The sequence below is a fragment of the Candidatus Filomicrobium marinum genome, assembly GCF_000981545.1.
GTDB lineage: Bacteria > Pseudomonadota > Alphaproteobacteria > Rhizobiales > Hyphomicrobiaceae > Filomicrobium > Filomicrobium insigne.
This window is the reverse complement of the sequence record NZ_LN829119.1, coordinates 613,449-626,373: the sequence shown is the minus strand read 5'-3', so window position 1 is coordinate 626,373 and position 12,925 is coordinate 613,449. Positions and strand designations below refer to the sequence as shown.

6 protein-coding genes are annotated in these 12,925 nt (G+C 59.9%); 2 read left to right on the top strand and 4 right to left on the bottom strand.

Features of this window, described 5'->3' with window-relative positions:
• Positions 1-6: 6 nt before the first annotated feature.
• The 4 genes from YBN1229_RS03080 to YBN1229_RS03065 all read right to left on the bottom strand — a co-directional run bounded on the left by YBN1229_RS03080 (position 7) and on the right by YBN1229_RS03065 (position 11,392).
• Positions 7-2,604 carry a DUF7483 domain-containing protein gene (locus YBN1229_RS03080; RefSeq protein ID WP_046476569.1) on the bottom strand — a complete coding sequence of 866 codons (2,598 nt, stop codon included), beginning with the start codon at positions 2,602-2,604 and terminating at the stop codon, positions 7-9.
• Positions 2,605-2,606: 2 nt separating this feature from the next.
• Positions 2,607-9,596 (bottom strand): tail fiber domain-containing protein, encoded by a 6,990-nt coding sequence (locus tag YBN1229_RS03075; protein WP_152024944.1) that lies wholly within the window; start codon positions 9,594-9,596, stop codon positions 2,607-2,609.
• Positions 9,597-9,837: 241 nt separating this feature from the next.
• A complete protein-coding gene (locus YBN1229_RS03070; protein ID WP_244464995.1) occupies positions 9,838-10,962 on the bottom strand; it encodes a PQQ-dependent sugar dehydrogenase in 1,125 nt (374 codons plus the stop codon).
• A 19-nt stretch (positions 10,963-10,981) separates the two neighbouring features.
• A complete protein-coding gene (locus YBN1229_RS03065) occupies positions 10,982-11,392 on the bottom strand; it encodes a CBS domain-containing protein (protein WP_244464994.1) in 411 nt (136 codons plus the stop codon).
• A 180-nt stretch (positions 11,393-11,572) separates the two neighbouring features.
• Between YBN1229_RS03065 and YBN1229_RS03060 the strand changes: the two genes are divergently transcribed.
• Together YBN1229_RS03060 and YBN1229_RS03055 are read left to right on the top strand one after the other, a co-directional pair.
• Positions 11,573-12,496 carry a diacylglycerol/lipid kinase family protein gene (locus YBN1229_RS03060; RefSeq protein ID WP_046476563.1) on the top strand — a complete coding sequence of 308 codons (924 nt, stop codon included), beginning with the start codon at positions 11,573-11,575 and terminating at the stop codon, positions 12,494-12,496.
• Positions 12,496-12,795, top strand: coding sequence for an inositol monophosphatase family protein (locus tag YBN1229_RS03055; protein WP_046476561.1), 300 nt, complete (start codon positions 12,496-12,498; stop codon positions 12,793-12,795). Before YBN1229_RS03060 ends, YBN1229_RS03055 begins: the two co-directional genes overlap by 1 nt.
• Positions 12,796-12,925: the final 130 nt, after the last annotated feature.

Here is a 12,925-nt window from a genome sequence, read left to right as displayed (position 1 = left end):
CCCGCCCTACCGCGCGTTGGCGTACTTGAACGGTGCCTCGGCGAAGGCCGCGTAGATGTAGGTGGACCCGTTCGCGTTGTGCGCATTGTTCGTGGTGCGCAGCTTGAAGCCGTTCGACAGCAGGTCCATGATCACGCCGCTGTTTTCCGCGTTGGTGACATCCGGCGAGAGACGCGTGTCGATCGGGTTATAAGCAGGCCGGTTCATGTCCACCAGCTGCCAGCTGTTGCCCGATGAGCTGGACTGCTTAAGCAGCACGAATGCCGGGCGAAAGCCGGTGTTGATGAACGGGCCATCGTTGCTGCCGTTGCCCGTGTAGCTACCAAAGCTGGAGAACCCCGGCACCTCGGCCCACGCATAGACGATATAGTTGGTTCCGTTACCGTTCACCTGCGCCTGCCCGGCCCAGCCGTTCTTGCCCACGTAGATGTTGGTGCTGTCCGGCGCGGTGTTGTTCCAGATGGCCGTGCTGGTGCCACAGCCGGAGTTGCTTGAAAGCGTACACTCGTTGGATTCCGGGGTCAGCGCCGAGTGCCACACCTTCCAGTTTTGCCCACTGTTGCGCGCCTTGAGGATGAACATCGCCGGAGCCTTGCCCAACCCGTGTGCCACCGGTTGGCCGTTGCCGTTGTTGCCCGTATAGGTAACAACGTTGAACCCTGGCGTTGTTCCCTTCTTCCAGGCCCAGGCCACATAGTCGGCACTGCTGGTGTTCAGCTTGCCCAGAGAACCGATGGTAAAGCCATTGCTGTTGAAGGCCGTGACTCCCTGTGCCTGCGTCGATTCGGAGCTGGTGCTGTTGGTGGCAAGGTCTTGCTGGACGCCGCGCGCGCTGTCGTACAGGGCATGGTCGGTGGCCGCCGAGCGGCTCTTGATCCAGACAAGATCCGGCTGGAAATCAAGCCCGGTGATGCTTTGGGCGCTGCCGGTGCCGGTGTAGGTGACGGTCTTGAAATAGGCGGTGGGTGTCACGATGGCCGGGGTGGACAGATTGTGGGTGTGCAGCGCCGCAAAGCCCGCGGGCACCGCGCCCACAAACGGCTGTTGGCCGAAGTTCATGATCGCGCGGGTGTTGCGGCCGCTGCTCGCCGACCAGTTGGCCACGTACGGAATGTAGGCGTTCGGCACGGTAGTGATGGTGCCGGTGGGGTTCGCATTGGTTGCGGGATCTCCGCTGTTGCCCCACGTCACGCTGCCGCCGGAGGCCTCCCCCAGCCAGAAATTGCCGGTCGCGGCATCGAACGCGAAGGCCAGCACGTCGCCATCGCCAATGCTGAGGCCGGATGAGGTGCCACCTACCCCATTCGCGTTATACCCGTCGCTTGCCCCCGACGAGTTTGTGTACCACGCGCCGCCAATTCCCGCATCGTAGGGGTTCAGGCCCGCACTGTTCTGCTGGGATGCCCCGACATCGGTCACGCCCACCGACGTGTGCGTGCTCCCGCTGTCGCGCGTGTACTCGAAGTACCATTTGCCGCTCTTCACCGCCATCGTACCCGCGATATACCCCTCGCCGCCTCCGCCGTTGGCCGACCAGTACAGGTTCCCGTCGGAGGCCGTGCCGAGGGTTGTCCCCGCGTTGTGCAGCGGGTTCAGCGTCGCCGTGTTGCCCCAACCTTCGCTGGTGAACGACGTCATGTAGTCGCGCATCGGGTCGTAGTTGGGTCCGGCGGTGGTGGTGACACCGTTCACCGTCCAGTTGTTGCCGTTGCCGGAGCTGTCGGCGCCAAGGTTGGCCGCGTTCTGGAAGTTGATGTGGAAGCCGTTGGTGCCATACGCCCCGCTGTAGGTCTTGGGCACCCATTGCAGCGTGGTGGGGTCAAACTGGCCGAAATCGGTGGCGCTCAAGTTAAGGCCATCCACAAAGTGGATGTTGGCCATGTAGCCATCAAAGCGGAGGCTGCCGGTTTCAATCCCGCGCCCGATGCGGTGCTCCACCGTATGGTTCATCAGCGTGTTCTCGTTCAGCGAGGGCCAGTTGGGTGAGGCGAACGCCTGCAGCACGCCGTTGACCCATATTTTCAGGCGGTCGCTGTCGGTGGCTTGCGTGGTGTCCATCATCAGGACGATGTGGTACCACGCCGACATGTCGCGGAAGACCGCCGCCGTGTAGTTGTTCCGCACCGTGCTGTTCTCTTGGTGAAGCAGCAGCGAATCATCGGCGGCAAAGCGCAGGAACGTGACGTTGGACGCCGAGCTCAGCGAATCGAAAAGGTGCTGGTTGCTGCCCAGCGAGCTGCGTTTCACCCAGACGCTGAAGGTCCATGTGCGGCGGTCGCCGCCGGTGGAGGGCGTGCGGTCCAGATAGATGGTGTCGGCGCTGTTGAAGCGCAGGCTCACGGCATCAATGCATGATGCCAGCGACACCCCCGCCGGGGTGGACGACACGAACGATACCGCGTTGTTGAACCATTCATCGCTGTACTTGGTAGGCACAAAGATGCCCAGCCCGCTGACGATGTTGTTGGTCACCTTGCGGCAGTAGCCGTGCTCGTTGATGGTGGTGGTGGCGCCGTTGGCCACGGTGTAGCCGTCGGCCGCATTGGCGGCGGGCACCGCCAGCAGCAGCGCCCCCAGCAGAAGAACCAGCATCCCCCCGCGCATGGCTACCTCGCCACGCCGGCCGCCTCAAGCTTGCGGATGCGTTGCTCGAGGCCTTCCATGGCCGCTTTCAGTTGGGCGTTTTCGTCTTCAAGCGCCTTGATGGCCTTGTGGTGAACCTTCCAGCCTTCCAGCAGGATCGGCGCCAGCTGGTCGTAATCCACCGCCTTCAGGCCCTCGCCGTTGGTGACGAGATCGGGCACCACCTTCTCGACCTCTTGCGCGATGAGACCGTAGGAGAACTGCTTGCTGGACTTCCAGCGGAAGTGCGTGCCGCGCAGCTTGGTGAGGATATCGGCCGCGTTGGGGATGGTGGTGATGGTGTCCTTCAGGCGTTCATCCGACAAGTGGAGGTACGAGTAGGCCCGCACGTTGCCGGTAACGCTGATGCCGCCGGTGACCGAGACGTTGCCGCCCACGGTCAGCAAGGTGGGCAGGTAGCTGGCGCTTTGGCCGAAGTAGCCCCACGTGGTGCCGCCGGTGGTCAGGCTGACGTAGTTGCCCGCCGTGTTGGCCACCATGGCAAGGGTGCCGCTAGTGATGCGGTCGACATCCACCATGCTTGCTACGTTCGCGCTGCCAATGAAATTGAACGCTTGGCCACTGGCATACAGCTGCTGAATAGACTGGTTCAAGCAATCAAATCCGGTCATTCCTGCGTGCGAGTAATAAGCCCGCGTCGACTTGTTGAAAATCATGGAGATGTAACCACCGGCTCCGCTTTGCGCCATGTGGTAATTCACGTAGTTGCTGTCCGCGATATCGTAGAAGAGCACTCTTCGGTTTGCCCCACTATTACAGACAATCGCGTCCGGCCAGCCATCAACCATGGTGGTGGTGCTCATCACGGTACTTTCCGAGATGTTCACCCATTTGCTAGCACCCGCGTCGTAGCGAAGATAATCGCGTCCAGCGAGGTTCGTGAGGGTGACGTCAGTCAGGCCAGATAGTGCCATCACGCTGGTGGCATCGCTCACCACCCAATTGCTGCCGTCGTAGCGGATCACGTTGCCCTCCACCGCGCCCGCCGTGTTCACGTCCGTGAGGTCGTTGAACGCGCTGACGCCGTTGCCGCCGTCGCCCCCGCCGCCGCTGTTCAGTTTGGTGATCAGCACGTTCATGTAGGTTTCAGGGTAGCCCGCGATGTTGGCCGCAAAGCCGAGGCCGGTGCCACTCTGTCCATTATCGCCGCGCCAACGGATCTCGAACGTCTTGGCGGAATCAAGAACCAACACGCCTCGCAACCCCGCAGTGAGATAGACATTGTTACTGGGGGACGCCAACACCGTCGTTCCGTTCAAAGCCGCCGCAGCATCGGTCACGTTATATAGCAGGGCCTGCGAGGCACCTGTCTTGTAAGCATGGATGACCGCATCTATGAGGTAGGTGCCGGCCGGCAGCGTGAACTGGTTGGACGACAGGGTGACGCCGATGCTGTCGTACAGCTTGGTGTTCAGGTCGCGGGTCAGCCACGTGTTGGCCGGATAGGTGCCTCCGTGGGTGCCGGTGGGTTTTTGGTCGGCAAGGACCGCGAAGAGATCGCTGTTGTCGCCGGTGGTCTGCGACGTCCACGCCACGCCGTTACACACCTGAATGGTGCCCACCGAGTAGCGGATGGCGCCCACAATGCTGTTGCTGCACGCCTGCGGCGTGGTGGCGCTGGAAAGCTGCACATAGGTGCTGGAGATGTTGGTGCTGCTCACCTTGCCCGACATCAGCGTGGGCAGGTAGCTGACCCCGTTGCCAAGGTAGCCCCATGTGGTACCCGCCGTGCTCAGGCTGACCACGCTGGTGGTGCTGTTGGCCACCACCGACAGCGTGCCACTGGTCAGGCGGTCGCCTTCGGCGGAGCTTCCCGCCACGTTGGCGCTGCCGATGAAGTTGAAGGCCTGGCCGGTAGCATACAACGACGATATCGACGTGTTGCAGTCTGTCGTCGTCAGATTTTGATAGGAATTGAACGACCCATCAGGGTTAAAGTATGCGTGGAACAGGTTGTTCGTTGACATCGAGTTGAACGCGTACCCGTATAGGTTAGCGTTACCCGGAGCCCTTGTGAGGTATCCCACACTTAGGCCCCAAACCGGATTAGTTACGTTGCACACGATGGCGTCCGGCCAGCCATCAATCATGGTGGTGGTGCTCATCACGGTGCTCTCCGAGATGTTCACCCACTTGCTGGCGCCTGCGTCGTAGCGGAGGTAATCACGCCCCGCGAGGTTGGTGAGGGTGACGTCGGTGAGGCTCGAGAGGGCCGCTACGCTGGTGGCATCGCTCACCACCCAGCTGGAACCGTTGTAGCGGATGACGTTGCCCGCCACCGCGCCTGCCGTGTTCACGTCGGTCAGGTCGTTCAGCAAGCCCACGCTGCTGGTATTGCTGGGCACCCAGCTGCTGCCATCAAACGCCAGCACCTGACCGGTGGCGACACCGCCCACAGCTACGTCCGACAGGCTCGCCAAGGTCGCCACGCCGGTGGAAAGCTGGCTCTCAAACCCGTTGTATTGGCAGTAAATCACCGCCACGTTCGTGGGACGAGTTTCCGTCGACGTCCGGGCACTGAGAGACAGATCGAAGGCAATGTTGCGGCGCGCACCTGTGCCCGAGCTACCGAAGTTGCCACTTCCGCCATCGACATAGAACGGACCATCAGTGCTAAGGTTCGTTCCTCCGAAAAAGCCCGTGACGTTTTGCAGGGTGTCTTCCTGAATGTTGCCCGGCGCGCGGGTGCCGCTGGGGTCGATGCCTGCGGCGAGCGTATCGATACCACGCAGGAAGCGGCCTCGGGCGGGCGTGTATTCGCTCCACCCGGCCGGGCAAGAAACCGCCTCAAACGCCGCGATGGTGCCGCCCGGAACGCCGATGCCGATGTTGCCCCAGTTATTGCCGTCGCACACCTGCATGGTACCGCTGGTGTAGCGCATGGCGCCGGTGAATCCGCTGTCACAGGCCAGCGGTGTGGTGGCGCTGTTGAGGTGGACATAGGTGGCCGAAATGTTGGTGCTGCTGACCTTGTTGGCGGTCAGCGTCGGCAGGTAGCTGGCGGCGTTGCCGAGGTAACCCCACGTGGTGCCGTTTGTGGTGAGGCTGACGATGCTGGTAGCGCTGTTGGCCACCACCGAAAGGGTTCCGCTGACAAGGCGATCGCCTTCGGCGGTGGCATCTCCTGTGGTGCTGACCACCCAGCTGGCGCCGTCGTATCGAATGACACTCCCCGCTGCTGCGCCGCTTGTGTTCACGTCGGTCAAATCGTTCAGCAGGCTGGCTCCACCGCCACTTCCTCCTCCCTGCGGTGCCAACAATGCCCCGGTAAAGAATGTAAACGACTCCGCTCCAATTACCGTCGTTCCACCTCCGTTATAAGCGGCGACATCCAGATAATCCCCGACCGCCATGTCAACCACCCCAGACACCGGTGAGTTCTTGTTCCCCCCGGCTATCGAACTGCGCATGCGTCCTTCCATGATGGAGCTGCCATTCTTTCTGATGTAAGTGACGCAATAGGAGGTGGAGCCGCCGCACGTCACCGCCGCGGAGACGAAGTATTTTCCGGGCACGCTTGCTGTGAATCTGTTGCCGGAGAAGTTATTGTTCGTGTCAAAACGCTCGGCATGCCAGGTAATGAGGACCATCTGGTCCGCCGTCACCGTTTGATCTACGTTGTGCTTGTGCACGGCCCAGCTGACAGTTTCCGTCGCGCTCGGCCCCATGCTCACCCACGCGGTGGAATTGCAGTATTCAATGGTGCTGCTGGTATCCGAGTAGCGGATCGCACCCTTTCGAGCTGCATCGCACGACGCTCCGTTGCCATAGCCTACCTGGATAAGGCTGCCTGAAATGTTGGTGCTGCTGACCTTGTTGGCGGTCAGCGTCGGCAGGTAGCTGGCGGCGTTGCCGAGGTAGCCCCACGTGGTGCCGTTGGTGCTCAGGCTGACGATGCTGGTAGCGCTGTTGGCCACCACAGCCAGCGTCCCGCTGGTGATGCGATCGCCTTCCACCGGGCTGCCTGCGTCGCCCTCTATCCCGCCGATGAAGTTAAACGCTTTTCCGGCGGCATACATCTGCGCAATCGATTGCCCCACGCAATCCGCCGTCCCGAGGTTGTTCGCGTTGGCAACGGTACGCGTCGCTTTACTGACGCTAACTCGCCATTCACTCGCTGAATTGTTCGTCCACAAGCCGTAGTAAACAGTCGTGGCGTCGTTGTATTTATTGTAGAGAACGTAGTCATCACCATCCTTGTTGCAAATCATCGCATCCGGCCAGCCAGGCAGGATGGTCGTGGTGCTCATCACAGTGCTTTCCGAGATGTTCACCCACTTGCTGGCGATGGCGTCGTAGCGGAGGTAGTCACGCCCCGCGAGGTTGGTGAGGGTGACGTCGCTGAGGCTCGAGAGGGCTGCCACGCTGGTGGCATCGCTTACCACCCAGCTGGAGCCGTTGTAGCGGATGACGTTCCCCGCCACCGCGCCTGCCGTGTTCACGTCGGTCAGGTCGTTCAGCAAGCCCACGCTGCTGGTATTGCTGGGCACCCAGCTGCTGCCATCAAACGCCAGCACCTGACCGTTGGCGACACCTCCCACAGCTACGTCCGACAGGCTCGCCAAAGTCGCCACGCCGGTGGAAAGCTCCGTGTTGTAGCCATTGTATTGGCAGTAGATCACCGCCACGTTCTTGGGACGCGTTTCCGTCGAGGTCCGGGCTTGGAGCGAGGCATCCATCCTCACTCCTATCGGCACACCTGAAGCACCACCGGACGTCCTGGGGATATAATGCGTACGCGCACCACTGACCATCTCAAACACACCATCCGCTGAATCAACGACGTTTTGGATGTCATGGCCACCATTCGCCAGTGTGCCAGTCAGGTTCTGCAGGGTGTCTTCCTGAATGTTGCCCGGCGCGCGGGTACCACTGGGATCGATGCCTGCGGCGAGCGTATCGATACCGCGCAGGAAGCGGCCTCGGGCAGGCGTGTACTCGCTCCACCCGGCCGGGCAGGAGACCGCCTCAAACGCCGCAATGGTGCCGCCCGGAACGCCGATGCCAATGTTGCCCCAGTTGTTGCCGTCGCACACCTGCATGGTGCCGCTGGTGTAGCGCATGGCACCGGTGAATCCGCTGTTACAAGCCAGCGGTGTGGTGGCGCTGTTGAGGTGGACATAGGTGGCCGAGATGTTGGTGCTGCTGACCTTGTTGGCGGTGATGGTCGGCAGGTAGCTGGCGGAATTGCCGAGGTAGCCCCATGTCGTGCCGTTGGTGGTGAGGCTGACGATGCTGGTGGCGCTATTACCAATCACCGCAAGCGTACCGCTGGTGATGCGGTCGCCTTCCACCGGGCTGCCCGCGTCGCCGTCGATTCCGCCGATGAAGTTGAAGGCAAGGCCCCGCGCATAAAGCTGCGAAATAGACCAAGCATTGGTGACGCAGTCAGAACTGCCCTGACTTTGATTGGAGTTATAGGCGCCTGCGGCGTTAAACGATATGTAGCTTCTTGTACCGCCCGCCGCCGAGCGCGGTTGCTCATAGGTTGCATATGTCGTTCCGACTTCATCAAGATACAAGGTTCTCGAGGTCGACGAAGACGTACAAACAATCGCATCCGGCCAGTTGGACAGCATCGTTGTGGTGCTCATCACCTCGCTCTCGGAGATGTTCACCCACTTGCCACCAATGGCGTCGTAGCGGAGATAATCACGCCCAGCGGTGTTGGTCAGTTGCACGTCGGTCAGGCTGGCGATGGTGGTTACGCCCGCACTGGTGCTGGAGGACAGGTTCGTCCAGCTGGTACCGTTGCAGTATTCCATGCTGCCGCTGTTGTAGCGCAGCGCGCCCGGAATGCCGCCCGAACAACTAAGGGCACTGGCTCCCACCTGAATCGCGCCAGTCGCCGAGATGGTGCCCGACACACCGAGAGTGGCTGTGGGAGAGTCTTCGCCGATACCAAAGTTCCTGCCGCTGGTGATCCGCGCGACCTCTCCCCCATAGGTCCAGAAGACAATGTCGCCACCGCCGAATTCCTGAATGACCAGCGAATTGCGGACACCGGCGGGCGTATAGCCCTCACTGGTGCGGTAGATATAAGCGCTGCCGCCCTGCGTACTGAGTTGCAGGCGTGCACTGGCCGCCGTGCCGCTGACCGTGTTGCTCACTAAGATGGCCGCAGCGGTGGTGGGGCCGTTTTCCTCAATGGTCAGGTGCGCGGCGGGCGTACCAGTGCCGATACCCACGAAGTTACTGAAGTACCCCCGCGTGCCGCTGATGGGCCCGGTGGTGCTGACGCCCAGCGCCACCAGCCCGCGCGTGGGGTCAAACCACGCCGTGTCGGCGCCGCCCTGTGTAATGGAGATGTAGCGTGTGTTGGAAATGGCCACCACCTGCGTCTGCGGGGTGGTGCCGCTGGCAATGCGGTCGCCGCTGCCGATGTCGGTGAGGCCCGAGCCATCGCCGGTGAAGGTGCCGTGGATGTTGGTGCCGCTGATGTAGCGGAAGTAACCGTAGGTGCCGCTCACCGTGCCGTCGCGGGTGGCGTCCACCAGCGTCGCGCTCACGTTGGTGGCCGAGACAAGGCTGCTCGACACCGTGTTGGTGAACAGGTTGTTCAGGAAGCTCCACCCCGCGCTGAGGTAGCCCCACGTACCGCCTCCGGTGGTCAGGCTGACCGACCCGGTCGATTCATTGACCACCACCACATGCGTGCCGCTGGTCAGCCTGTCGCCGCTGGCCATGCCGGTGAGGCTGGAGCCATCGCCAATGAATTTGTTGGCCGACACGTTGCCGGTGATGCTGACGTGCCCCGCCGTGGAGAGGCTGGGCGCATAGGTTGGGCAGCCGATGTCGGACGGGCGCGAGCCGTCGCCCACGCAGAGGCGTCCGCTGTTGTTGCCCATGGTGTCGGAGATGACGGCGACGTTGCCCCAGTCTTGCGCGTAGGCGGATGCGGCAGCCAAGCCCGCCAAGGCGCAAAGCACGACACGTCGCAAATCGAGTTTCACGGCGTCACGCTAAAAGATAAAACGGTATACGGGGAGTGAGTTAGATTACTTGATAATCAGTCTTGTGACCTTCCTGCATCTCATCACTGGCAGGCGGCGCACGCATAGAAAAGCCCTCGGCGAACAACACAGGGCATTGAGTAACCATATTAACAAACGGGGGTGACATTGCTGCCTCCCAGTCCATCTCTATCACTGGTGACACCCCAACAGGTCCTTGGGGATGGATACGATCAATGGCCTACGGCGTAGTGCTGGAATCGATCACCAACCGTAGAATCTTGCCTTCTTTCTCGTCGGTAAGAAGATGCACGGCTCCATCCGGCGATTGGCGGACATCGCGGATTCTGACTCCCAACGCAAGCCGCTCCTCCCCAACCACTTCATTACCTTTCAGATTCAAACGAATTAGCGATTCTGATGATAAGCCACCTATGAGGAGGCTACCTTTCCATCCCGGTATCGCGTCAGCCGTGTAAAACGTCATACCCGACGGGGATATCACAGGGGTCCATTGGCGCACTGATCCCGAAAACTCAGGGTGCGTCGGTGGATCGGGAATGGTCGTACCGTCGTAGTTATCGCCCCAGCTTACGATAGGCCAGCCGTAGTTCTTGCCTGCCTCTGGCACGTTTAATTCGTCACCGCCTTCGGGTCCCATCTCATGCACCCAAAGCGCGCCGGTTTCCGGATTTATTGCCGCGCCCTGCACATTCCGATGACCATAGGACCAAATTTCCGGGAGGGCATCCTGCTGACCGACAAATGGGTTATCTTCTGGGACGGTCCCGTCGGAATTGATGCGCACGACCTTGCCAAGGTGAGTCGAAAGCTCCTGCGCTGGATCGAATTTAAAGCGTTCACCAAGCGTAATAAACAGCGTCCTATCGGGAGCAAAGACGAGGCGCGAACCCCAGTGCTTGGACCCACTTACCTTCGGCTTCTGTCTAAAAATCACTTGGAGTTCCCGCAAGCCAAGCTTATCCAGCTTCCCACGGGCGACGGCAGTAGACGCCGCGCCATTTTTGTCCGCCTCCGCATAGGAAAGATAAACAAACCTATTGCGTTGAAACGCTGGATCAAGAGCCACATCAAGCAGCCCTCCCTGTCCGGATGTGAAAACCTCAGGTACCCCCTTGAGAGGTCCAGACAGGTTCCCATCCTGTGTCACGATACGCAATCTCCCCGGCCGCTCGGTGACAAGCAAACGCCCATCGGGCAGATAAGCCACAGACCATGGATGCTCCAATCCAGAGGCAACCGTCTCTACGAGTATAGAGCCGTTGGCTGTGTTCATGCGGTTCCGCGCCTCTGCGGACGATACAAACGGCAATGCCATAGCCATCATAATTGGTACCCAATACATTTCCACTCCATGAGGGATGTCAGCGGCGCGTTTCGCCGTTCGATTCTGAAATTCCCTCTAGCGCTGTTTGACCCGACTGCGGTTCCTTGCGGCCGAAATCTGCGAGTGCCACAAAGCCGACGAGACGCTTGTCGGCATTCAGAACCGGCAGCCTTCTAACTTGATGCCGGGCCATAGACGCAGCAGCTACCTCTGCATCGTCTTCTTCGAAGCAATAATAGACATCATCCGACATAACTTCGCGCACTGTGGTCTCGGCCGGCGCTCGGTCCTCGGCGACCGCCCGCATAGCCGTATCGCGATCAGTTACCATTCCGATCAGCCTATCGTTCTCTCCGACCGGAAGCGCTCCGACATCCTCGGCTCGCATTTTCTTTGCAGCATCAAGAATTGTCGTATTTGGGTGAATGAGAACGACTTGCCTCGTCATTAATTTCTGCACCTGCATGATCACCTCGCAACGGACGTTGAGCTGAAGCCAACTCGAATTTCTGGTGGTGGGCTCAAATATTCCATCCTAACAGGTGCCGCCAAAAATTGTTCCGCTTGATCCCATCCCAAAACACCAAAAAGGGCGGATCGAAAACTAACCGATCGGCGTTCACGTCAAATGCTGATAAACCTCTTTCACAATCCGACTGCAGGGGCGGGAAGCGAGCCGAAAGAGGTGATTGATGCACTTCGCTTGGCTGGATTTGAACCTCGGTACTGTTCGACCAAGAACATTCCCGCGTTCAAGCAGATGCTGAAGGAACCTGCCGATATTGCTGTCATAGCGGGTGGAGATGGAACCGTCTCCAAGGTCCTGAAGCATTTGCCATCCCGAAACGCATTCATTGGAATTATCCCCCTTGGCACTGCAAACAACATTGCGCGTTCGCTAGGAATTCACGGGCCACCTTGGGAAGTCGCCGAAACTTGGAACACCCAATGTTGGCGGTGGTTGGATGTCGGAGTCGTGGATGGCCCTTGGGGATGCAATCGGTTTATCGAAGACTTCGGGATCGGACCGTCCGCGCAGATGCTCCGCAAAGATTCCGGATCCGATACGAATGGTGCGACAAGGCTGATGAAGGGTCGCAAGACATTGTCCGGACTTATACAAAAAGCCCGACCTTTTAAGTTAAAGGGCCGGGTAGACAAGTTCGATTTGCCAACCTCGGTAATCGCGCTCGAAATCCTCAATATCGGTTACAACGGTCCGGGATTGCCCCTGTTGCGTGCGGCGAGCCCCTCAGATGGCTTCCTTGACGTTGTCGCGGTCCTGCCTGAACAGCGCAAACAAGCCGCGCAATGGATACAGCTGCCACGCGACAAGGCAGCCCCGGTGGTAAATTGGAAGGGGCATTCCATCGAGATCCTCCTTTGCGAAGATGTCGGAGTGCGCGTTGACGACGATGAAATTTGCGGACTCGATGAATCGGGCCGATTAACGGCATCTCTTGAGTCAGAGGCGTTCAAGGTGCTTGTTGCTCGTTCAGCATTGGAAACCCCGCAGCCAGAGACGGATCGTGTGCCGGAGAGCGCTGATTAATGATGGACACACATTGCATAAAGCGAATTGAACTGCTTGCCGTCGAATTCGCCAATCTGGCGGGTGCCGAAATAAAATCTTCTCTCGGGACCATGCATGCCGTGCGCTACAAGAGCGGAAAGCCCGAACTTCACCAATGGGGGGACCCTGTTTCAGAGGTCGATGAGAATATCGAAAGCCTCATTCGGCTCCGCCTCGCACAGCAATTTCCTGAACACGACATTATCGGCGAAGAGATAGATGTGCCCACCGGCAAGCGACACGACTTCTCCACCCGCAGTTTTGTTCCCTCCCCCTAATAAGCAATGGGGAGCAAACGGAGGCGGCTCAGTAGCCCTTCGATCGGACGTTTCGAACCGCAGGCCGAGGGGCTACGCTCGATTCATGTGGGAACAAGCTGTCCCCCCACACAGTTCGTAGAATCCCACG

Excerpts from the sequence above, each read along its gene's own strand:
- YBN1229_RS03080 (WP_046476569.1), bottom strand. The coding sequence starts at position 2,604 with ATGCGCGGGGGGATGCTGGTTCTTCTGCTGGGGGCGCTGCTGCTGGCG.
- YBN1229_RS03070 (WP_244464995.1), bottom strand. The coding sequence starts at position 10,962 with ATGTATTGGGTACCAATTATGATGGCTATGGCATTGCCGTTTGTATCG.
- YBN1229_RS03065 (WP_244464994.1), bottom strand. The coding sequence starts at position 11,392 with ATGACGAGGCAAGTCGTTCTCATTCACCCAAATACGACAATTCTTGAT.
- YBN1229_RS03060 (WP_046476563.1), top strand. The coding sequence starts at position 11,573 with ATGCTGATAAACCTCTTTCACAATCCGACTGCAGGGGCGGGAAGCGAG.
- YBN1229_RS03055 (WP_046476561.1), top strand. The coding sequence starts at position 12,496 with ATGATGGACACACATTGCATAAAGCGAATTGAACTGCTTGCCGTCGAA.